Genomic DNA, 20448 nt, shown 5'->3' with positions numbered 1-20448 from the left:
TTTCTGCGGCTGCCTCTTTCTACGGCTGCTCAGCCTGTGAAGCCGGCCGTGATCGATGTGAACTGCCAGGTGGTCTGGTTGATGCCTGAGCAGTTGCTGACCACTCCGCCGCCGGGGCATGGGCGGTCGCGGTTGACCGACCAGTAGGCGAGGCGGGCGATGTGGTGGGAGTTGGACCAGTCGCGGATCTGGGTCCAGGTCGTCGGGCTGGTCAGCTCCTGCTGGTCGGACAGGCCGTTCATGCCGGAGATGCCGATGTGGGCGTACGCCGTGGCGTCGTCCCAGCCGAACGTCGACCTCAGCTTCGTCTTGAGGCCCTCCGTGGCGTTCACGGTGCTGGCGTACATGTCGGCGCCGCCGCCGAAGTCGAACGGCATGATCGTGAACACGTCGATGTTGGCCCCGAGGGCCGACGCGCGCTCGATCAGGCGGTTGCCCCAGTAGGTCGGGCCGGTGGTCGACGTACCGAAGGTGAGGATCGTGCGCAGGCCCGGGTTGTTCGCCTTGACGATCTTCAGGGCGCCCAGGATGCGGTCCTGCACCACCTCGTTCTCGAATTCGTCCGAGTTCTCGATGTCGACGTCGATCGCCTTCAGCCCGTACGCGTCGATCACCTTCTGGTAGGCACCCGCGAGGGCCTCCGGTGTCGAGCAGTTCGGGCCGAGCTTGTTGCCGCTCCAGCCGCCGATCGACGGGACGATGTCACCGTCCGCCGCGCGGATCGAGTTGATGACGGTCTGGTCGTTGCCGCCGGTCAGCGCACGGGTGCCGTCCCAGGCGGGGTTGCAGCCGCCGGAGGAGAGGATGAACGCCATCGTGAACCACTTGACGCCCGTCGCGCTCATCACCGAGGTCGCGCTCGGCGGGTCGCCCCAGCCGAGGTAGAGATAGGGTGCCGCCTGCTTGAAGCCGGTCCCGCCGCCGCTGCCCGCGTCCGTCGTGACGCTCACGGCGTTGGAGGCCGCCGAGACGTTCCCCGCCGCGTCCCTCGCCTTCACCGTGAAGGAGTACGCGGTGCTCGCCGCGAGGCCGCTCACCGTGGCCGTCGTGCCGGAGACGCTCAGCACCTGGCTCGCGCCGCGATAGATGTCGTACGCCGTGACGCCGACGTTGTCCGACGCGGCGTTCCAGGCCAGGGAGACCGTCGAGGAGGTCTTGGCCGTGGAGCGGAGGCTGCCGGGCGCGGTCGGGGCCTGGGTGTCCGAGCTGCCGCCCGGGCCGTCGAGGCTGATGTCGTCGGCGTTGTAGGTGCCCTGGCCGTACCAGCCGTGGGTGTAGACCGTGGCGGTGGTCTGCGCGGCCCCGGTGGTGAAGGACACCGACAGCTGCGCGTACGCCGACGCGGACGTCGTCCAGGTCGAGGGGCCGCCGTCGACGCCCAGGTAGACGTACGAGCCGCGCACCCAGGCGCTGAGGACGTAGGCAGTGTTCGGGCGGACGCCGACGGTCTGGGAGCACTTGGCGTTGTCGCTCGAACTGGCCGCGCCCGCAAGGGACTTGGCCCCGCTGTGTACGGGCGAGGAGGCGATCGAGCCGAGGTTGCCGGTGCACGACCAGGGGGAGAGGGAGCCCGACTCGAAGCCGGGGTTGGTGAGGACGTTGGCCGCCTGGGCTGTGCCTGGCAGGGCGATCGCCCCGGCCAGGGCCAGGGCGGTGGCGCCGAACAGGGCGAGCAGACGGTGCCGGAGCGATCTTCCGGGATGCGTGAGGTTGACGAAGCGCACAGCGATCTCCCTGAAGTCATGGGGGTGTTCGGGAGTGCACGGGTATGCAAAGGGGTGCGCAACAAAGTTGGTCTGGACCAGTCGGGCTGTCAAGAGACTGCGCGCCGATTGGTCCAGACCGATGTGGATGTGCCTGGTGAAGGAGGGTGTACTTACGCGGTGGCCGCTGCCGGCGCTCCCGCCGATGCCTCAGCTGTCGCTCCCGTGACCGGTTCCTCGACGGACATCGGTGCCGGTACGGCGGACAGTGTGGGCGCCGGGACCTCGTCCGCGTGGGCCGGAACCGAGGCCGTGCGCACCGGGCGAGGTGCGGAGACCACCGCGTAGTCCTGGCCGAGGAACGGCGGCACCAGGTCGCCCGGGTCCTCGCCGAGCGCCAACTGCACTGCGGCCCAAGGGGCGTTGACACCGCACAGCTGGAGCTGGTGAAGTCCGCCGGCCGGGCGCGTGTTGACGTCCATCAGGACCGGACGGTCACCGTACATCCGGAACTGAATGTTGCTCAGGTGGTGCAGTCCGAAGCCCTCGGCGATGAGCCGCGCGGGCTCCAGCCAGGCCTCGTCGAGCGTGAAGCCGCGCCGCCTGCCGTTCTTGGTGCGGCCGATCGCCATCCGGATGCGCGAGTCGGGGCCGGTGAGGCAGTCGACGGACACCTCGGGCTGCTCCAGACGGGGCATCACCAGCCAGTCGACGCCGTCCTCGGAGTTCCGCAGCACGTCGAGGACCATGTCCAACTGGACGTAGGGGCTGGGGAACCCGTTCAGGTGCGCCATCGAGAAGGGGGCGCGGGTGATCACCCGGAAGCCCACACCGCCCGCGCCCGCCGCCGGCTTGAAGCACGCCTTGTGCCCGTCGGCCTCCAACTGCTCGACGGCGGCGAGGAGTTCGTCGGCGGTGCGCACTCGCCACCACGGCGGCACCGGCACGCCGACCGCTTCGACGGCCTGGTACGCGGTCGCCTTGTCCTGGAAGACGGCCACCGCCTCGGGTGTCGGTGCGAGCAGCTTGGTGCCGACGGCCTCGAAGTCCGCGCGGTGCTCGACGATCGCGTCCTGGTGCAGTCGCGGCACGAAGACGTCGATCTCACGGCGGTCGCACTGGTCGAGCGCGTATTCGACATACGCGGCGGGGGACAGGCCCTCGGGCTCCATCGCGGCGGTGTCGGCGGCGGCCAGGACGGGGGAGTCGGCGTCCCCGTGGGTGGCGTGGATCGACACCGCACGGTCGCTGGGATTTTTCCGCACCTGTTCAATGAAGAACACGTTCTCCGCGTACGTGCGGTTGAGCCAGACGCGTACGCGAGAGACCATGCAGGGGCCACCTTTCAAGGATCACGGGCACGGCGGAGCAAGGCCGAGCCCGGCCAGGGGAGAGTTGGGAACACGACAAGCCGCCGGGTGCGAACCGGGTTTGTGGCGGAAGTGTTGAGGCGATCATAAGGCTCCGCAGACCTTGATACTGCTACGTGCGTGTTACGGAATTGACAGCAGTACACCGTGTGTTGCCTTGTGCACCGGCAGTGGCCCCCTGTAGTGATCTTCGGCGCCGCTCGTGGATCTCTGTGGAGGGGGCTTCCCGGGCGCGGAGAGCCGTACTTGTCCGGTCGCCGGGGATGTGTTGTTGTGGACCGAACGTGCGCCCGCGGGGGCGGAGTTCGGATGCGGAAGGGGCTGAGGTGGAGACGACGGCCGGCGGTGCCGGACAGCTGCTGGCGATCAGCGATCTGCACATCGGCTACCCCGAGAACCGCGCCCTGGTCGAACAGATGCACCCCGAGTCGGACGACGACTGGCTCCTGGTCGCCGGCGACGTGTCGGAGAAGGTGGCCGACATCCGCTGGGTCCTCGAAACCCTCGCCGGCCGGTTCCGGAAGGTCATCTGGGCACCCGGCAACCACGAGCTGTGGACCCACCCCAAGGACCCGGTCACCCTGCGCGGCGTCGCCCGCTACGAACACCTGGTCGCCCTCTGCCGCGAGCTGGGTGTGGTGTCGCCCGAGGACCCGTACCCCGTGTGGGAGGGCCCCGGCGGCCCCGTGGCCGTCGCGCCGCTCTTCCTCCTCTACGACTACTCCTTCCTGCCGCAGGGCTGCGCCACCAAGGCGGAGGGCCTCGCCTACGCGGAGAGCACAGGCATCGTCTGCACCGACGAGTTCCTCCTGCACCCCGACCCCTATCCGACCCGTGAGGCCTGGTGCCGGGCCCGGGTCGCGGAGACCGAGCGGCGGCTCGCGGAGCTGCCCGAGGACCTGCCGACGGTGCTCGTCAACCACTATCCGCTGGACCGGCATCCGACGGACGTGCTGTGGCACCCCGAGTTCGCCATGTGGTGCGGCACCACGCTGACCGCCGACTGGCACCGCCGCTTCCGCGTCGCGACCATGGTCTACGGTCATCTGCACATCCCTCGGACCACCTGGCACGAGGGCGTCCGCTTCGAAGAAGTGTCGGTGGGCTACCCCCGCGAGTGGCAGAAGCGCCCCGGAGACCCGGGGAGGCTGCGCCGCATACTGCCGATGGAGGTCGGATCCGGTGATCGAGGAGCTGCTTCCGGCCACGGTGGTGGCCGTGGAGGCACACGGTGACGAGGTCGTCGGCGGTGGGGACGGGGCCGGTGGGGACGGGATCGGTGGGCTGGGCGATGGTGGCCTAGAGGCCGGTGGGCTGGGCGCCGGCGGTCTTGGGGGCGGTGGCCTGGGGACCGGCGGTCTTGGGGCAGGCGGTCTTGGCGGCGCGACGCTGTATCCGGAGGAGCAGGCGCTCGTGACCCGGGCGGTGCCCAAGCGCGTGCGTGAGTTCACCCTCGTACGCGCCTGTGCCCGCCGGGCCATGGAGAAGCTCGGTGTGCCGCCGCAGCCCGTGCTGCCCGGCGAGCGGGGCGCACCGCAGTGGCCGGCCGGGCTGGTCGGCAGCATGACCCACTGCGAGGGCTACTGCGCCGCCGCACTGGTCCGCGCCACCGACCTGGCCTCGATCGGCATCGACGCCGAACCCCACCAGCCGCTGCCCGAGGGCGTCCTCGACTCCGTGGCCCTGCCCACGGAGCGGGAACACCTGCGGTTGCTCGCCGAGGACGGCCCCGGCGCGCACGGAATCCCCGTGCACTGGGACCGGCTGCTGTTCAGCGCCAAGGAATCGGTCTACAAGGCGTGGTTCCCCCTCACCGGCAAGTGGCTGGACTTCAGCGAGGCCGACATCGCGTTCACGACCGCCCCCGGCCCGCACCCGTACGGCACCTTCCGGGCCCGGCTGCTGGTGCCCGGACCGGTCGTCGACGGCCACGAACTCGGGTACTTCGACGGCCGCTGGACCGTGCGGCGCGGGCTGCTCGGCACGGCGGTCAGTGTGCCGCATCAGCCTGCCTGAGCAGCTCGAAGAACCGCTCCTCGTTGCCCTTCAGGCCCGCCGCCGTCAGCGCCGCCTCCGCCTCCGCGAGGACGGCGGGCGGCACGACGGGTGGTCGGCGGCTCCCCGGTGGCACGTCGAAGGCTGCGCGGACGGTGTGCAGCAGCCTCAAGTAGGCCTGTACGGCGGTGCGCTCACGGTCGGTCAGTACGGCTGTCGGCATCGGTCGGCTCTCCCCGTGTCGGCGTCATTCCTGCACCTCCCAGCTTGCCGCCCGCCACTGACAATCCGGTTCCCGTACGCGTCGGTTCGCTCGCTTAGCGGAGGCGAAACCTCCTCGAAACGCCTCGTGAGAATGGGGTTCTACGCTGAGGGGAAAAGGTTTTCAGCAAGGAGTCGGTGCACAGGAAACGGGGAGGTGAGCGGAGTGACGGACGTTCCGCGTCACGGACCGGCACGCGCGGTACGGCTGCGTCCGGTGGGCGACGACGAACTGGAACTGCGGTACCGCGTCGTGCACGGGTACCGTCGGGCCTTCCGTATGGCGGGCTCGGGCCCCGCGCTCGTCCTGATCCACGGCATCGGCGACTCCTCGGCGACCTGGGCCGAGCTGATCCCCGACCTCGCCCGCAGCCACACCGTGATCGCCCCCGACCTGCTCGGCCACGGCGCGTCCGACAAACCGCGCGCCGACTACTCGGTGGCCGCCTACGCCAACGGCGTGCGCGATCTGCTCACCACACTCGGCATCGAGTCCGCGACGCTCGTCGGGCACTCGCTCGGGGGCGGGGTGGCGATGCAGTTCGCCTATCAGTTCCCCGAGCGCACCGAGCGGCTGATTCTCGTGAGCGCGGGGGGTGTGGGGCGTGAGGTGAACCCGGTTCTGCGGGCCGTGTCACTGCCCGGTGCCCATCTCGCGTTGTCCGCGCTGCGGTTGCCGGGGATGCGGTTGCAAGTGGGGCTTGTCGTACGGCTGATGAAGCTGTTGGACACCGATCTGGGGCAGGACGCGCCCGAGTTGCTCACGCTCGTTGATGCGTTGCCCGACGAGACCTCGCGCAACGCCTTCATTCGTACGCTGCGTGCTGTGGTCGACTGGCGGGGGCAGGTCGTGACCATGCTCGATCGGTGTTATCTGACCGAGGGCATGCCGACGATGCTGCTGTGGGGGGACCGGGACAGTGTGGTGCCGGTGCGGCACGCTTATGGGGCGCATGAGGCCATGCCCGGTAGTCGGCTGGAGATCTTCGAGGGGGCGGGGCATTTTCCGTTCCACAGTGATCCGGCGCGGTTTGTGGAGTTGGTGGAGGAGTTCACCGGGGGGAGTGCGCCGGCTGACTGGAGTCGGGAGCATTGGCGGGAGTTGTTGGTGGATGGGCGGCCTGTGGGGGACGGGGCGGGGGAGGAGGAGTTGCGGGAGGTGAGTGAGCGTAGTGCGACGTAGTTTTTCGGGTGCGGCGCCGTCGTGGCTGGTCGCGCAGTTCCCCGCGCCCCTAAACGCTCCTCCCCTCCCGTATCTCTGCCACCACTGGTGATCTCCGCAACGCGTGGGACATGGCAACCAAGTCGCGAGGGCCCTCGGCTGTCGCCGCCGACGCGCCGTTCTCCGTCGCCGCCGCGTTGATCACCCTGCCCTCCGGGTCCGCTGCCCTGGCCCGTATCGCCGCCGTCACCATCGCCGCGTCTGCCTCCGCCTTGGCGCCCTCGGGGGACGAACCGGCGGCGACGGCGGCCTCGTAGGCCCTGCTTCGGACCGTGGGGTCGAAGTACGGGTAGAGGCTGAGCATGCCGTCGTGGATGTCCGACTCCCGTTGGGTGACCTGGAGTTCGGCCGGGGACCACCAGGCGATCCGGACCCCGCGGTCGCCGTGGTCCGAGAGGGGGGCCAGTTCCCGCCACAGGGGGCTCAGGCGGCGGTATGTCGACCAGGTGCTCCACACGTCGCCCACGCGCTGGAAGGCCAGCGGGATGCAGAAGCCGGCCGCGGTGACCACCTCCGCGGCGGCGGCCATCGCGGGGGCGACGTACGTGCTCAGGTAGTCGAGGTTCTCGCCGTTCCAGCGGGCGATCACGGCCGTCATCTTGGCCGCCGCGAAGGCGATGTTGCAGAAGAAGCCGGCCACGATGACCAGCAGGCCGACCCGCAGCCAGCCGTGCACCTGGAGTGCCCACGGCCAGCACATCATGTTCATCGCTATGTTCGCGACTGTCAGGGCCACGAGGTAGAGGACGATCATTTCGCGGATGTACGGCGTGTTCGCGTAGTGCGTGTCGAAGTCGCGCAGGCGCTGCTCGGGGGCGTTGCCCAGGGCGAACAGGGCCGCTGTCGCCACGATCACCACCGCGTACCCGGCGAGCCAGCGGCGCGAGGCGCGTCGGGTGGACTCGGGCGGGCCGCCGCGCCAGTTGATGATCAGGACGAGGCAGGAGGCGCTGAAGGCGCTCAGCAGGCAGTACACGAGCGGCGCCGAGATGTTCGGGACGGCGGTGACGCGGTTGACCCAGGAGATGGTCGGCGGGGCCGCGAAGAGGAACACCAGTACGGAGAGGAGGAGCAGCGCGTACACCGACCGCAGCAGCGGGTCCCGCCAGGCGCGCAGCACCGCCCGGCCCTTGAGGAGAAGGACGATCACCATCGCGGCGGACGGCACGTAGTAGCTGGAGTCGTTCACGCCGGGCGCCGCCTCAGCTCTGCGGCCCGCGATAGCCGAGGGATGCCTCGATCCGGCCCGCGAGCTGATCCCGCTGGACCGGCTTGCGCAGTGCCGAACCGGCCAGCCACGTACGGCACTTGCTGGCCAGCAGCAGGCCGAAGCTCTCCGCGTCCTGCTCGTCCGCGAGGTCGAAGCGGGTACGGGCGGCCACCTTGCGGACCGTGGCCTGGAGGTCCGCGGTGTCGCTGAGCAGCCGGGCGGCGACCGCGGCGCCGTCGACGTGATGGCCGCAGTGCCCGGACTGCATGTGCCACAGTTCGTGGCCCAGGATCACCAACTGGTGGTCGGGCGCGGTGCGTTCCTCGACCACGATGAGATCCTGGTCGGCCATGTCGAGCCACAGCCCGCTGGCGGTACCGGGCGGGAAGGGCGCCGCGCGGAACAGGACGGGACGGCCTCGGCGCCTGCTCATGGCATCGCACAGGGCGGCATAGAGGTCGGCGGGTTCCGCCGGTACCGGGAGCTTCAGCTCGGTGACCAACTCGCCGCACAGACGGCGCATTTCCTTGCCGATGTTCACAGTCATCCCTCGGATCACGACTCCGGCCGCTTGACGCTCTCCAGAAGCATGTCCAGCCATTCGGCGACCTTGTCGCGATGCTGGTCGGAGGGCAGCTGCGCGGCCCGCCAGGCGATTCCGCGGACTCCGTGGTCCTGCAACAGCCGCTCCAGCGGGTCGAAGGCGGCCGCCGCCGCCTCGCGCTCACGGTCGGCGAGCTGCTGCAGAAGCTCCTGCTCGGTGCGCTGGAGAGCGCCCGCGAGCGCCTCGGGGTCCTCCGCGGTGAGGAAGCCGGCGTGCACTCTGAAGAAGCGCTGGATGGCGTCGCAGTGCTCCATCGTGGGGCGCCGGTCGCCGTTGATGAGGGCGCCCGCCTGCTGGCGCGACATACCGGCGCCGTCGGCGATCTCCTGCTGGGTGTACTTGCGGCCGTTCGGCTTGAGCCGGGTGCGGCGCAGCAGGCCCAGCCGCTGCAGAAAGCGGGCCTGGAGATCGGGTTCGCCGGCGCTCTGGCCGCTCAGCAGGGCCTTGACGACGCTCTCGGGCACACCGGACGCGGTGGAGAGCTGCGCCGTCCTGAAGACCTCGGCGTGCGGCACGCCGAGCCGGTCCGAGAGCGCGGTGACACGGGCCACTACGGCGGACAGCAGAACCGTCGCCGTGGCGCCCGGAACCTCGTAGCCATCCGTCACCGACAGGTCTCCCACGTCTTGGTCCGTCTTCGTCTTCGTCCGGCATCGCTGTTGCCGCGAACTGCCCGGAGAGAGTAGCGGGTTGTTCGAACTCACATCCAGCTCTCGCCACATCTGTGGCCAGATTCAGCCGTCAACAGGCATGAAATGCCACGATAGTTGACACGGCTCGTACCGGGGCATCAGGATCAGGGCGCCGCGTGAAGGCCGCATAGGCAAGAGGGGTGACCTCCCGATGGCATTTCAGGCAGGAGGGCAGCGGCCGGCGCCGCGGCCAGTCCCCGAGAGTCCCGAGGCCCAGGCGTATCTGCGGGACTACGCCAGGCTCGTGGAGGCCGCGCCCTTTCCGTCCGTCGTCCTCGACCACCGGTGGGACGTGGTCCTCTCCAACACCGCGTTCGAGACACTTTTCCGCGCCGTCGGCCCGCATCCCACGGCCATGCCCGGCGACAACTTCCTCCGTTTCGTCCTCTTCCACCCGGACGCGGGCACGGTCCTCGGCGAGCACGAGTCGAGCTGGTGCCTGCCGATGCTCGCGCACTTCGCCGCCGCCGTGGAGCGGCACAGCCAGGACCGCGGCCTGCAGTCGATCCGCCGGGACATCGCCCAGGACCCGATCATGGAGGCCGCCTACCGGCAGGGCCTGCCGCACTGGATCCGGGCGGTCGGCGCGGAGGCAGTCCAGCACGACGCCGCCGTACGCCCCCTGCTGCACCCCGACCCGCGCTGGGGCGCCACCGAGTGCCGGGTCGTGGGAGAGACCTCCAAGTCCCTTGAGGACATGGGCTATACGAGGCTGACGCTGGTGCTCCGCGAGACGCGGCGCCCGGCGGACGCCGCGAGAGGACCACGCCGCCCGCGGCGCTCGGCGAGCCACCTGAGTGTGGTGCCGGCCCCGGAGGCGTGACACGGGGACCTGGCCCCGGAACCGTCGGCGTTCAGGTCGCCGACGGCACCGGGGCCGCCGCCCTGTCACCCTGCCTCAGCTCTTGTCCACGGCCCTGTCCTCGATGACCTCGATCCTGTCCGACGGTTCGTGTGCCGGAGTTCCGCGCTTGGCCGCCTGGATCTGCTCGTAGACATGCGTGCGCAGTTCGGCGAAGCGCGGGGCGACCCGGGTGTGCAACTGGTCGCGCTCGTCCGGGAGATCGATCGTCAGCTGTTCCTTGACGACGGTCGGGGACGCGGACAGGACGAGCACCCGCTGACCCAGGTACACGGCCTCGTCGATGTCGTGCGTGACGAACAGGATCGTGATCCCGCGCTGCCGCCACAGCCCCCGTACGAGGTCTTCGAGATCGGCGCGCGTCTGGGCGTCGACCGCCGCGAACGGCTCGTCCATCAGCAGGACTTCGGGCTCGTAGGCGAGCGCGCGGGCGATCGCGACCCGCTGCTGCATACCGCCGGACAGCTGCCACGGATACGCCCCTGCCGCGTCCGCGAGCCCGACCGAGCGCAGGGCGTCCGCGACCAGTTCACGGCGCCGGGACCTGGACAAGTTCTTCTGCTTGAGCGGGAGTTCGACGTTGTCGCCGACCCGCATCCAGGGGAACAGGCTGCGGCCGTACTCCTGGAAGACGAACGCCATCCCGGGCGGCGGACCGCTCACCGGCCGCCCCGCGAGCGTCACTTGGCCCGCCGTCGGTGTCATCAGCCCGCCGACGCACTTCAGCAGCGTCGTCTTGCCGCACCCCGACGGCCCCACCAGACACACGAGTTCACCCGCCTCGATGCCGAAGGTGAGGTCCCGCACCGCCTCGACCCGGCGCCCGGACCCCTCGTAGACCTTGTTCAGCCCGGATACATCGAGAAGCGCGCCCATGGACCGCCCTTTCACGTTCGAGAGGCTCACTGCGACCGCCGGGCCGAGGCGCGCAGACCGTGGTACCAGCCGAGCACCCGCCGCTCGACCAGCTGGAAGACGACGGAGAGGACGAAGCCGAACAGGCCCAGGACGAGGATCCCGGTCCACATGTCCGGTATGGCGAAGCTGCGTTGGAACTGCACGATGGTGAAACCGAGCCCGTTGCTGGCGGCGAACATCTCGCTGATGACCATCAGGATGATGGCGATGGACAGCGCCTGGCGCAGCCCCGCGAAGATCTGCGGGCTCGCCGAGCGCAGCACCACGTTCCGCAGCCGGGCGGCGCCCTTGATCCCGTACGAACGTGCCGTTTCGGCCATCACCGGGTCGACCGCGCGCACCCCCTCGACGGTGTTCAGGAGGATCGGCCAGACGCAGCCGCTCGCGATCACGGTGATCTTCATGGTGTCGTCGATGCCCGCGAACAGCATGATGACGGGGATCAGGACGGGCGCCGGGATCGCCCGCAGGAACTCCAGCACCGGTTCGCACAGGGCCCGCACCCGCCGGTAGGAGCCGATGACCGTGCCGAGGGCCACCCCGGCGACGGCCGCCACCGCGTACCCGGCGGCCAGTCGCAGCACGCTCGGCAGCACGTCCGCGCGCAGCCGCTCGGGGGTCCAGACGTCGGGGAAGGCCGTGAGGATCGTCCGCAGGGGTGGCCAGAAAGGGTTGGTGCTGTCGTCGGAGGCGAGCCACCAGAGCCCGAGCAGCACGAGGGGCAGGGCGAGCACGAAGACCAGCCGGAGCAGGAACCGGGTCACACCGCCACCTCCCCGCGCACCGACTGGTGCCAGGCCAGCGCCCGCCGTTCCACCGTACGCGCGCCCACGTTGATGACAAGCCCGAGCAGCCCGGTGACCACGATGAGCGCGTACATCTCGGGCACCGCCTGCGAGTTCTGCGCGACGGCGATGCGCGCGCCCAACCCCGGTGCCCCGATGACCAGTTCGGCGGTCACGGTCAGGATCAGCGCGACGGCCGCGGCGAGTCGTACGCCGGTCATGACGTACGGCAGGGCGGTGGGCCACAGCACGTACCGGATGCGTGCCCAGCTGCCCAGACCGTACGAGCGTGCCGTCTCGTCCGCGACCGGGTCCAAGTCCTGGATGCCGTACAGGACTTGGACCAGCACCTGCCAGAAGGAGGCGTAGACGACGAGGAGCAGGACCGAGCGCAGTTCGCTGCCGTAGAGGAGGACGGCGAGCGGGATCAGCGCGACCGACGGGATCGGGCGCAGGAACTCGATCGTCGACGCCGTGGCCTCGCGCAGATACGGCACGACCGACACGAGCACCCCGACGGCGATGCCCGCGCTCACCGCGATGGCGAGGCCCAGCGCCCAGCCGGTGAGCGTGTCGCCGAGCGCCGTCCAGAAGGCGTCGTCGGACAGCTCGTCGCCGAGGGCGCCGGCGATCCGGGCGACGGGCGGGAAGTACGCCTCCTTGACGAGACCGAGCCGCGGCACCGCCTCACCCAGGGCGAGGAAGACCGCGAGCCCGGTCGCGCCGAGGACGGCGTTCGTCCCCCTCACGGCAGCAGCTTGTCCAGGTCGGGGGTCTTCTTGAAGAGCCCGTCCTCCTCGCCGAGCTTCATCAGCGCCTCGATCGAGGCACGGTTCGCCTCGGCCGGCCACTTCGGCAGGGTCACCTTCGCCAGTACGTCCGCCGGAATCTTGGTGTACGTCGTGACGACCTGCCGGGCCTCGTCCGGATGGGCGTCGGCGTAGGCGAGGGACTCGGCGGTGGCCTCCTGGAACTTCTTCACCAACTCCGGGTTCTGCTGGGCGTATTGGGTCGAGGTGAAGTACATCGCGACGGTGCAGTTCGGTGCGACGTCCACCATCGGCCAGGCGATCTCGGTGCCGCCCTGGCTCTTGATGGTCGCGAGGGCCGGCTCGACCACCTGGGCGGCGTCGATCTGGCCGCTGTCGAGGGCGGCGGGCATCTGGTCGAAGGCCAGCTCGACGAACGTCACCTTGTCCGGGTCGCCGCCCGCCTTGCGCACCGACTCGCGCACCGACGTCTCGTTGATGTTCTTGAGGGTGTTGACGGCGACCTTCTTGCCCTCCAGGTCCTTCGCCGACTTGATCGGGCTGTCCTTCTTCACGGTGATCGCGCTGAAGTCCTTGCCCGCCACGCCAGTTGACGCGATGCCGTTGACGACGGCCTTGACCGGCACGTCGTTGGACTGGGCGATCATCAACGACGTCACGTTGCTGAAGCCGAACTGGAACTGGCCGCTGACGACACCCGGCACGATCGCCGCGCCGCCCTGCGCGAGGGTGAGGGACAGCTTGAGCCCGTGCTTGCTGAAGAAGCCCTTCTGCTGACCGAGGTAGAGGGGAGCCACGTCGACGATGGGGATGATGCCGACCTTGACCGTGGTGGTGCCGCCGGACGACGTGGTGCCGTCCGACGAGCCGGAACCGTCCGACGAACCACAGGCCGTCGCGGTGACCAGGAGCGTGGCGGCCGTGAGGCCGGTGAACAGACGACGCATGACTCCTCCTGTGGGACCGATCCTGGTACTCCGACAGGTTGTGCCAGATGGTGGCGGATTGTGCGCAGACAGCACGGGCGTGCTCAGGGAGAACGTCTCAGCGGGAACGTAGGGCCCCACGCCAGCCAGGGTCAATGCCCTTGTGGTACCCGGTCGTTGACGTACACGACGCACACACATAGCGTGCGCACAGCGCACGCTCGTACGTCCCTGTGGAGGCTACGATGTCCGCTGCCGCCCGTGCCCCGCACTTCGTCCGCTCCTTCGAACGCGGCCTGGCCGTCATCCGCGCCTTCGACGCCGAACACCCGGCGCTGACGCTCAGCGAGGTCGCCCGCGCCTGCGAACTGACCCGAGCCGCCGCCCGCCGCTTCCTGCTCACCCTCGCCGACCTCGGCTACGTCCACAGTGACGGCCGGCTCTTCCGGCTCACCCCGCGCGTGCTGGAACTCGGCTACGCGTACCTCGCCGCCTTCACCCTGCCGCAGATCGCCGAGCCGCATCTGGAGCAACTCGTCGCGCAGGTAGGGGAGTCGTCCTCGCTGTGCGTCCTGGACGGCGACGACATCGTGTACGTGGCCCGGGTCCCCATCCGCCGCATCATGACCGCGGCCATCACCGTCGGCACCCGCTTCCCGGCCCACGTCACCTCGGTGGGAAGGGTGATCCTCGCGCATCTGCCCGAGGAGGAGCTGGACGCCCGCCTCGCCCGCGCCGACCTGCGCCCGCTGACCGACCGGACGATCACGTCAACGGCCTTACTGCGGGCGGAACTTCAGCGCGTACGGCGACAGGGGTACGCCGTTGTCGACCAGGAACTGGAGGAGGGGCTGCGCTCGGTCGCCGCCCCGGTGCGGGACCGGGACGGCGAGGTGGTGGCCGGCGTGAACATCCCCGTCCATGCCGGCCGCAACTCCCTGGAGTCGGTACGCCGGGACCTGCTGCCCCACCTCCTGGCCACCGTCGCCCGGATCGAGGCGGACCTGGCGATGGCTACAGGTCGAGGACGAGCCGCGGACCACGGCACCGGGACACACAGATGAGCATCGTCTCGCCGGCCTCCCGCTCCTCGTCCGAGAGCACCGAGTCCCGGTGGTCCGGGGTGCCTTCGAGGACATCCGTCTCACAGGTGCCGCAGGTCCCCTCGGTGCAGGAGTAGAGCACCTCGACCCCGGCCCCGCGCACGGTGTCGAGGACGGACACATCGACGGGCACGGTCAGCGTACGACCGCTGCGCTGCAGCACGACCTCGAACTCGCGCTCGTCACCGCCCTGTTGGGCCTTGGGCGTGAACCGCTCGACATGCAGCGCACCGCCCGGACACACAGCCTCCACCGCGTCGAGGAGCGCACCCGGACCGCAGCAGTAGACGAGGGTGCCCTCCGCCAGCCGCCCGACCTCCGAGTCGAGGTCGAGCAGCCCGGTCTCGTCCTGCGGAGCGAACGTGACCTTGTCCCCGTACCGCCCCAACTCCTCCGTGAACGCCATGGAGTTACGGGTGCGCCCGCCGTACAGCAGGGTCCACTCGGCGCCCGCGGCCTCGGCGGCGGCGAGCATCGGCAGGATCGGGGTGATGCCGATACCGCCCGCGACGAAGCGGTAGCGGGGAGCGGGCTTGAGCGCGAAGTGGTTGCGCGGCCCCCGCACCCGTACTTTGTCGCCGAGCCCCAACTGCCCGTGCACATACGCGGATCCACCGCGCCCGTCCGGCTCGCGCAGCACCGCGATCCGCCACGCCGACCGGTCGGCCGGGTCGCCGCACAGCGAGTACTGGCGCTCCAGCTCGGGCCCGAGCACGACGTCGACATGGGCGCCGGGTTCCCACGGCGGGAGTTCTTCACCCAGCGGATGCCGCAGAGTGAGCGCGAGCACGCCATCGGCGGCCAACTCGCGCCGATCAACGACGAGTTCGGCTTCGTACACGCTCATGAGTCGCTTCCTTGCGGCTGATGTCCCTGGGGGTGGGAGAGCATCCACTCCCACATCTCGATGGGGTCCTGCGAGCTGTGTTCACGGCCGCAGTGACAGGTGCCGTGCAGGATGTCCGTACCCGGCAGCCAGTCGATGCGGTAGACCTCGCCCGTGGGGCTGCTCACAGCACCTTCTCCACGGGCTTGTCGCCCTCCTCGACCAGCCGGGCGAGGATACGGCGGGCGGCGAGACCGCCGGTGTCGATGTTGATGCTCAGCTCCTGGTAGCCGGTGCGCTCCGAACCGAGCGTCTCCTGAAGGAGGTTGAGCGCGACGACGTCCTGCATGACGACCGTGTGGTTGTTGCTCCGCAGGAACTCGGTGACCTCGTCGTCGTCCGTGGCCCAGTCCCGCGAGACCATCCAGAAGTCGTACACCTTGCCGTCGGACGACGGCGTGATCGCGTACGTGATCTCGGTGTGGAAGCCGTTCGGGTCGCTGCCGTCCGCCTCGGGCACCACGCCCACCGGGGCTATCCGGCTGTGCAGCAGATACAGGCACGGCGCGTGGTACTCGATGTCCTGCCAGCGCGTGATCCGCCCCTCGATGCCGGTCGACTTCGCGTAGAACGGCGGGCACTCGGCGTCGGCCATGTGCCGGCTGACCCGTACGATCCCGGCGCCCTCGTCGACCTCGGTGGTGATCGGCGTCTCGGCGACCTCGGGGGTGCCGATGTAGCCGCCGTGCAGATAGGTCTCGTGGGAGAGGTCGAGGAGGTTGTCGACCAGGAGTCCGTAGTCGGCGTCGATCGGCTCCATGCCCTGGATGGTGGTCCAGCCGGGGGAGTCGAGGTGCCGGGCGCGCGGGATGGTCCCCGGGTCGGCGAGCGCCGCGTCGCCGATCCAGACCCAGATCAGCGAGTCCTGCTCGACCACCGGGTAGGAGGCGACGCGGGCGGTGCGCGGCACCCGTTTCTGCCCCGGCACGTACACGCACGTACCCGTGGTGTCGTAGGTGAAGCCGTGGTAGCCGCACACGATCCGGTCGCCGTCGAGTCCGCTCTCGGAGAGCGGGTACCGGCGGTGCACACAGCGGTCGTGCAGGGCTATCGGCGTGCCCTCGCCCTCGGTGCGATAGAAGACGAGCGGCTCGCCGAGAATCGTCCGTCCGAGCAACTCCCGGCCCACTTCGTGGCTGTAGGCGGCGACGTACCACTGGTTCCTGGCGAAGGCGGTGGTGTGCGGCATCGTTGCGGCTCCCGTCGTTGGGTGATGGCGACATCGTCCGGAAGGGTGTCGCGGGGGCGCAATACCTCTTCCGCCTCACGGAAGGGGCTGGGGAAACTGCCTGGTCAGGGTGGGTGCTCGTTTGGGGGGGGGGTGACATTTGGAGTGCGCTGGACCGACGACCTTGCTGGTGGTACACCGGGAGAAGGTGTGTTGCCGCAGATCAACCTTGATGCCGTTCTTTCGCCTCTCCAGCGTGTAGCTGCAGGTCAGGAGCCGGGTGAGAGGGCTTGATGGCAGGCAGTGCGAGACCGATTGCTGAGGCTGTGGCCTTGAAGGGTGCGACGCTTCCTGATCAGGCGGCCAGTAGGGCCAGAGTAGGCAGCAGCCCGACAACGAGCAGAACGACAGCGAGCACGGACACGACAGACTCTCTGAGGATGGTGAGGTGTTGACGTGCACCAAGGTCCTGGAAACGCTGTTCGGCGGGTTCGGCCGGATGAAGATGAACACTGACGAACACGGGTCGGAGCCGCATCGTCGTACTGGTGGGCACATCGTCAACCGGCAAGACCAGGGCATGTTGGGAGGCCGTCCAGTTCCTCGTCGGCCGGGAGTGGAAGCTTTGGCATCCCTTTGACCCCAGGCGAATGGTGTCGCGGAGCAACACCTCGCAGACCTGGCCGCAGGTGGTGGTCAGACGGTGTAGTGGAAGCGCACCCTGCTCCCGAGCCACACGGTCCTGGTGGTGTCCAGCAGACGGCCGTCGTTGAGGCGGGCGACCGACCACACCACGAACAGCGGCGCGTCGAGAGTGGTGTTGAGCAGGCGGGCCTCGTGGGAGTTGGCCGCGCCGACTTCGAGGTAGTGGTTGGTGTCGGAGGGGACCAGGTCGAAGGCCTCGCGAAGGGTTCGGGACAGGGAGCCGTCGATGAGAACCTGATCGGCCAGCCCGGGTGCGACGGACTCGGGGACCCATGAGTCCGTGAGGCCGATGGCGCGGTCGTTGACCACGTGCAGCCGTTTGAGGTGAAGGCGCTTGGCGGACACTTCCTCCGAGGTGATGAGCTTCGTCAGCTCATGGGGTTCGGGCGCGATGGGCTCGTCGGTGAGGTGGATGGACTGCGCAGCCTGGCCCGCGGCATGGAAGCGGTCCCGCCATGGAGTGGTCAGCGCGAAGTCGTGCTGGACCGGTTCGGGGATGTCGGCGACGAAGGTTCCGGCGCCCTGCCTGCGCTCGATGTATCCGTCCGTGGACAGGGCGCCGAGCGCCTGACGGATGGTGATGCGGCTGACACCGTAGAGTTCGGAAAGCTCGCGCTCGGTCGGCAGCTGGTAGCCCGTCGGGAGTTCCTGGTCGATCTGACGACGTAGATCGCGCTGTACCTGCGCCCATGCGGGCATGGGCGACCTGCGATCCACCGGGTGCACGGACATGCGGCCCGGGCCGGTCCTCCCGCCATCGACGACGGACACCGACAGACTCCCCTCACCGTTCGCGCGCCGCCGATCCACGCCGCACAATTGGTCTTAATCTTATCACCTATCGTGCACGGTTGATGGAAGGGGCGGGTCGCGCGACGGTACCGGCACGCGTCTCAGGAGTCGAGCTTGATGTGCCGTGCGTCCATGTTGACCGCACCGCCGCGGAACGGCGGACGGCCCCACCGCAGCGCCGCACCGTGCGCGAACCAGGTACCCGCCACTGCTGTGGCGATGTCGCGCAGGATGTCGGCGTCCCGCATGTCGGGGTCGATCAGATCGCGGACGTCGACCTGACGGACGGTCTGGCCGGTGGTGCGCAGGGCCTCGGCCAGTCGGTCGAAGCGCGGTCGGCCGTGTGGGCCCATGAGCTGGAGCGCGAGGTGCTGCTCAGGGCCGATGAAGTAGTCGACGTGCCCGCTCTCCTCCAGGGGCACGCCGCGCACCGCCAGTCCGCACGCCTCGATCAGCTTCAGAACCCAGAAGTCCGCGCCGCTGCACAGCTCGGGGAGGGACAGGACCGACATGGCGACCGGCGCGGTGTCGGGCAGCGCACGCACCTGCGCGTCGATCGTCGTACGAACCCGGTCCAGGCTCTGCGCAAGGGCTTCGTTGAAGGACGACGTGTCGACCCCGCATACGGCGGCCACCCCCTGGGCGAGCATCACGTGTCCGGCGCAGGGCACGATCTCTTCCACCTGCAGTGTGGGCACCAGTTGGACCTCGTCGGCACTGTCCGCCAGTGGCGAGGCGGCCTGCGAGGTGATGGCGACGGTCTTGAGTCCGGCGGTCCGTGCCATCCGCAGGGCCTTGACGGTGGCGCCGGAGGTTCCGGAGTGCGAGATGCCCACGAGGGTGTCGCAGGCCGCGGGCAGGGCCTCGCTCCAGGCGACGTCGCCCGCCGACACGGCACGGTGGCCGAAGCCCGTGGCGATCAGGCCGGAGGCCAGGGAGTCCCCCGAGCCGACGAAGACCGCGCGCCCCAGGTCCGGGGCGCCGGCGGTGACCACCGGAGCCGTGGCGAGCAGTGCGGCGTGCAGCGCGGCACTCGCCGACGCGGAGTCGTAGGTGGCCGAGGTGGGGGGTGCGGGGGACATGGATCTAGTTCTCCTTGAGGGTGGTGATGTCGGGGAAGGGGCGTGAGAGGGGGGTAGCGGCGGCGAGTGCCGCGTGACCCCAGTCCGCGAGGGCGATGCGGGCGACACTGGTGCCGAACAGGGCGGCCTCGACCAGGTCGGCGCCGGCGGCCAGCGCGGCCACCACAGCGGCGGCACTGGCGTCCCCCGCGCCGGTCGTCTCGACGACGGTGACCGACCGGTCCCGTACCGACCAGACGCCGTCGGCCGTGACGACGTAGCTGCCCTCGGCATCGAGGCGTGCGATCACCGGCAGGCCGAGACCGGCTGCCAGGGAACGTGCGGCGCGGCGCGGGTCGGTGTCGAGCAGGGTCAACTGGACTCTGCTCGGGAGCAGTACGGTCGTCGGCGAGGCCACCTGGCGCAGGTGGCGGAGGCCCTGTTCGGCGACCAGGGTCTGGTGCGGGTCGAGGCCGATCCGGGTCTTCGGATCCGCGGTGGGCCGCTTGGTGGGGGAGGACGCCACCAGTCCGTCGAGGCCGTTCTCGAAACCGGCCGTCGGCTCGGGAAGCGGTTCCTCCTCCAACTCGCGCCCCTGTTCCCCGAGTTCGGTGTCGGTCGGCGCGTCCTGGGCGACGATGCGGCGTCCTCGGGCGGAGTTCAGGATCCACAGCCTCGGCACGGTGGGTACTTGGCGGCAGTGCTCCCGGTCCACGCCCAGCTCGTCGAAGATCCGCGTGAACCTGGGATCGTCCTGGGGCAGCGGGCAGCTCAACCGGACGTCCGTGCCGGTGACGAGCCGTGCGCCCAGTGCCGCGAAGAGCGCTGGTCCGCCGGGGCACGAGAACCGCGCCCCGGCCGGCTCGCTGACCAGATGATCGACCGTCAGGCCGGCGTGGACGCCGACCAGTGTCACTGGGAGAACCGGGAGAAGGCGTACTGGATCGTGCGGTCGCGCGGTCCGTCCATCTCCAGGAGGTAGACGCCCTGGCTGTGCCCGATCCCCAGTTCCCCGTCGACGACCGGCAGGGTCAGCGACTGGGCGCCGAACACGCACCGCACGTGTGCGGCCGCGTCCTGCGGGCCGTCGTGCAGGTGGACGAAGGGGCGGGTCACGGGTATCTGCCCCTCTATGAACAGCCGGATGTCGTGCAGCGTGGTGCCGTCGACTCCGGAGTTGAGGATCAGCGTGCAGGTGGTGTGCGGCAGGTAGACCGTGAGCGTCCCGTCGCCCAGCTGCGGCGGGACGGCGTCCCTGAGCCGCGGAGTGAGATCGGTGAAACCGACGGGAGCGGCGAAGCCGTCGGCGGGCTTGGTGTTCACGCTGAAGCGCTGCCATGTGCCGATCGCGGGGGGAGTGCTCATCGAGGTGCCTTTCGTGTCCATGCTGTGGGGTGCGGGTTCGTTCGCCGTGC

At 69.7% G+C, this 20448-nt stretch carries 22 protein-coding genes; 5 read left to right on the top strand and 17 right to left on the bottom strand.

Annotated features, from left to right (window positions below):
* Window positions 1-29: 29 nt before the first annotated feature.
* A complete protein-coding gene (locus ACFYXF_RS31715; RefSeq protein ID WP_389354793.1) occupies window positions 30-1724 on the bottom strand; it encodes a carbohydrate binding domain-containing protein in 1695 nt (564 codons plus the stop codon).
* Between the two features lie 152 nt (window positions 1725-1876).
* Window positions 1877-3034 carry an ATP-grasp domain-containing protein gene (locus ACFYXF_RS31710; RefSeq protein WP_389354791.1) on the bottom strand — a complete coding sequence of 386 codons (1158 nt, stop codon included), beginning with the start codon at window positions 3032-3034 and terminating at the stop codon, window positions 1877-1879.
* A gap of 365 nt (window positions 3035-3399) precedes the next feature.
* Here ACFYXF_RS31710 and ACFYXF_RS31705 point away from each other — a divergent pair, with 365 nt between their 5' ends.
* Window positions 3400-4308: a metallophosphoesterase family protein gene (locus tag ACFYXF_RS31705; protein ID WP_389354789.1), complete on the top strand. Its 909-nt coding sequence runs from the start codon at window positions 3400-3402 to the stop codon at window positions 4306-4308.
* 109 nt (window positions 4309-4417) lie between these two features.
* Complete coding sequence (locus ACFYXF_RS31700) at window positions 4418-5089, top strand: 4'-phosphopantetheinyl transferase (protein ID WP_389355091.1); 672 nt, start codon at window positions 4418-4420, stop codon at window positions 5087-5089.
* Here the strand turns inward: ACFYXF_RS31700 and ACFYXF_RS31695 are convergent.
* The gene (locus tag ACFYXF_RS31695; RefSeq protein ID WP_389354787.1) at window positions 5064-5291 is read right to left on the bottom strand and encodes a hypothetical protein; all 228 of its coding nucleotides are present in this window, start codon (window positions 5289-5291) and stop codon (window positions 5064-5066) included. The two genes, ACFYXF_RS31700 and ACFYXF_RS31695, sit on opposite strands and share 26 nt — an antisense overlap.
* Window positions 5292-5495: 204 nt before the next feature.
* Here ACFYXF_RS31695 and ACFYXF_RS31690 point away from each other — a divergent pair, with 204 nt between their 5' ends.
* Window positions 5496-6512 carry an alpha/beta fold hydrolase gene (locus ACFYXF_RS31690; RefSeq protein WP_389355089.1) on the top strand — a complete coding sequence of 339 codons (1017 nt, stop codon included), beginning with the start codon at window positions 5496-5498 and terminating at the stop codon, window positions 6510-6512.
* Window positions 6513-6561: 49 nt separating this feature from the next.
* Here the strand turns inward: ACFYXF_RS31690 and ACFYXF_RS31685 are convergent, their stop codons facing one another.
* From ACFYXF_RS31685 to ACFYXF_RS31675, 3 genes are read right to left on the bottom strand one after another with little or no spacing between them, the layout of a single operon-like run.
* Entirely contained in the window at window positions 6562-7740 is a 1179-nt protein-coding gene (locus tag ACFYXF_RS31685; RefSeq protein WP_389354786.1) for an MAB_1171c family putative transporter, read from the bottom strand.
* A gap of 13 nt (window positions 7741-7753) precedes the next feature.
* Entirely contained in the window at window positions 7754-8284 is a 531-nt protein-coding gene (locus ACFYXF_RS31680) for a toxin-antitoxin system, toxin component (RefSeq protein WP_369031861.1), read from the bottom strand.
* A 32-nt stretch (window positions 8285-8316) separates the two neighbouring features.
* A complete protein-coding gene (locus ACFYXF_RS31675) occupies window positions 8317-8973 on the bottom strand; it encodes a helix-turn-helix domain-containing protein (protein ID WP_389354785.1) in 657 nt (218 codons plus the stop codon).
* Between the two features lie 235 nt (window positions 8974-9208).
* On the opposite strand from ACFYXF_RS31675, the gene ACFYXF_RS31670 reads away from it, so the two are divergent.
* On the top strand, window positions 9209-9880 hold the full coding sequence (locus ACFYXF_RS31670) for a hypothetical protein (protein WP_389354783.1): 672 nt from the start codon (window positions 9209-9211) through the stop codon (window positions 9878-9880).
* 75 nt (window positions 9881-9955) lie between these two features.
* Here ACFYXF_RS31670 and ACFYXF_RS31665 read toward each other — a convergent pair whose 3' ends face one another.
* From ACFYXF_RS31665 to ACFYXF_RS31650, 4 genes are read right to left on the bottom strand one after another with little or no spacing between them, the layout of a single operon-like run.
* Window positions 9956-10795, bottom strand: coding sequence for an ABC transporter ATP-binding protein (locus ACFYXF_RS31665; protein ID WP_389354781.1), 840 nt, complete (start codon window positions 10793-10795; stop codon window positions 9956-9958).
* 26 nt (window positions 10796-10821) lie between these two features.
* Window positions 10822-11601 (bottom strand): ABC transporter permease, encoded by a 780-nt coding sequence (locus tag ACFYXF_RS31660; protein WP_389354779.1) that lies wholly within the window; start codon window positions 11599-11601, stop codon window positions 10822-10824.
* Entirely contained in the window at window positions 11598-12371 is a 774-nt protein-coding gene (locus ACFYXF_RS31655) for an ABC transporter permease (protein ID WP_389354777.1), read from the bottom strand. Before ACFYXF_RS31655 ends, ACFYXF_RS31660 begins: the two co-directional genes overlap by 4 nt.
* Window positions 12368-13339, bottom strand: a complete 972-nt coding sequence (locus ACFYXF_RS31650; protein WP_389354776.1) for an ABC transporter substrate-binding protein — start codon at window positions 13337-13339, stop codon at window positions 12368-12370. Before ACFYXF_RS31650 ends, ACFYXF_RS31655 begins: the two co-directional genes overlap by 4 nt.
* A 224-nt stretch (window positions 13340-13563) precedes the next feature.
* On the opposite strand from ACFYXF_RS31650, the gene ACFYXF_RS31645 reads away from it, so the two are divergent.
* Window positions 13564-14382, top strand: coding sequence for an IclR family transcriptional regulator C-terminal domain-containing protein (locus ACFYXF_RS31645; RefSeq protein ID WP_389354774.1), 819 nt, complete (start codon window positions 13564-13566; stop codon window positions 14380-14382).
* Here ACFYXF_RS31645 and ACFYXF_RS31640 read toward each other — a convergent pair.
* The 7 genes from ACFYXF_RS31640 to ACFYXF_RS31610 form a co-directional block, all read right to left on the bottom strand.
* Entirely contained in the window at window positions 14333-15268 is a 936-nt protein-coding gene (locus ACFYXF_RS31640) for a PDR/VanB family oxidoreductase (protein ID WP_389354772.1), read from the bottom strand. The genes ACFYXF_RS31645 and ACFYXF_RS31640 overlap by 50 nt on opposite strands.
* Window positions 15265-15435, bottom strand: a complete 171-nt coding sequence (locus ACFYXF_RS31635) for a hypothetical protein (protein ID WP_389354770.1) — start codon at window positions 15433-15435, stop codon at window positions 15265-15267. The genes ACFYXF_RS31640 and ACFYXF_RS31635 overlap by 4 nt, the downstream gene beginning before the upstream one ends.
* Entirely contained in the window at window positions 15432-16496 is a 1065-nt protein-coding gene (locus ACFYXF_RS31630; RefSeq protein WP_369031819.1) for a Rieske 2Fe-2S domain-containing protein, read from the bottom strand. Before ACFYXF_RS31630 ends, ACFYXF_RS31635 begins: the two co-directional genes overlap by 4 nt.
* A gap of 675 nt (window positions 16497-17171) precedes the next feature.
* Window positions 17172-17951, bottom strand: coding sequence for a GntR family transcriptional regulator (locus tag ACFYXF_RS31625; protein WP_389354768.1), 780 nt, complete (start codon window positions 17949-17951; stop codon window positions 17172-17174).
* A 122-nt stretch (window positions 17952-18073) separates the two neighbouring features.
* On the bottom strand, window positions 18074-19054 hold the full coding sequence (locus ACFYXF_RS31620) for an SIS domain-containing protein (protein WP_389354766.1): 981 nt from the start codon (window positions 19052-19054) through the stop codon (window positions 18074-18076).
* Window positions 19055-19058: 4 nt separating this feature from the next.
* Window positions 19059-19949, bottom strand: a complete 891-nt coding sequence (locus ACFYXF_RS31615) for a PfkB family carbohydrate kinase (RefSeq protein WP_389354764.1) — start codon at window positions 19947-19949, stop codon at window positions 19059-19061.
* Window positions 19946-20398 (bottom strand): secondary thiamine-phosphate synthase enzyme YjbQ, encoded by a 453-nt coding sequence (locus ACFYXF_RS31610; RefSeq protein ID WP_389354762.1) that lies wholly within the window; start codon window positions 20396-20398, stop codon window positions 19946-19948. The genes ACFYXF_RS31615 and ACFYXF_RS31610 overlap by 4 nt, the downstream gene beginning before the upstream one ends.
* Between the last annotated feature and the right edge of the window lie 50 nt (window positions 20399-20448).

This window comes from Streptomyces sp. NPDC002680, from assembly GCF_042889145.1.
GTDB lineage: Bacteria > Actinomycetota > Actinomycetes > Streptomycetales > Streptomycetaceae > Streptomyces > Streptomyces adonidis.
Note: the sequence above shows the minus strand (reverse complement) of the source record. Positions and strands in the feature narration are given on the sequence as shown.

Excerpts from the sequence above, each read along its gene's own strand:
- ACFYXF_RS31710 (WP_389354791.1), bottom strand. The coding sequence starts at position 3,034 with ATGGTCTCTCGCGTACGCGTCTGGCTCAACCGCACGTACGCGGAGAAC.
- ACFYXF_RS31695 (WP_389354787.1), bottom strand. The coding sequence starts at position 5,291 with ATGCCGACAGCCGTACTGACCGACCGTGAGCGCACCGCCGTACAGGCC.
- ACFYXF_RS31680 (WP_369031861.1), bottom strand. The coding sequence starts at position 8,284 with ATGCGCCGTCTGTGCGGCGAGTTGGTCACCGAGCTGAAGCTCCCGGTA.
- ACFYXF_RS31670 (WP_389354783.1), top strand. The coding sequence starts at position 9,209 with ATGGCATTTCAGGCAGGAGGGCAGCGGCCGGCGCCGCGGCCAGTCCCC.
- ACFYXF_RS31665 (WP_389354781.1), bottom strand. The coding sequence starts at position 10,795 with ATGGGCGCGCTTCTCGATGTATCCGGGCTGAACAAGGTCTACGAGGGG.
- ACFYXF_RS31650 (WP_389354776.1), bottom strand. The coding sequence starts at position 13,339 with ATGCGTCGTCTGTTCACCGGCCTCACGGCCGCCACGCTCCTGGTCACC.
- ACFYXF_RS31645 (WP_389354774.1), top strand. The coding sequence starts at position 13,564 with ATGTCCGCTGCCGCCCGTGCCCCGCACTTCGTCCGCTCCTTCGAACGC.
- ACFYXF_RS31640 (WP_389354772.1), bottom strand. The coding sequence starts at position 15,268 with ATGAGCGTGTACGAAGCCGAACTCGTCGTTGATCGGCGCGAGTTGGCC.
- ACFYXF_RS31630 (WP_369031819.1), bottom strand. The coding sequence starts at position 16,496 with ATGCCGCACACCACCGCCTTCGCCAGGAACCAGTGGTACGTCGCCGCC.
- ACFYXF_RS31620 (WP_389354766.1), bottom strand. The coding sequence starts at position 19,054 with ATGTCCCCCGCACCCCCCACCTCGGCCACCTACGACTCCGCGTCGGCG.
- ACFYXF_RS31610 (WP_389354762.1), bottom strand. The coding sequence starts at position 20,398 with ATGAGCACTCCCCCCGCGATCGGCACATGGCAGCGCTTCAGCGTGAAC.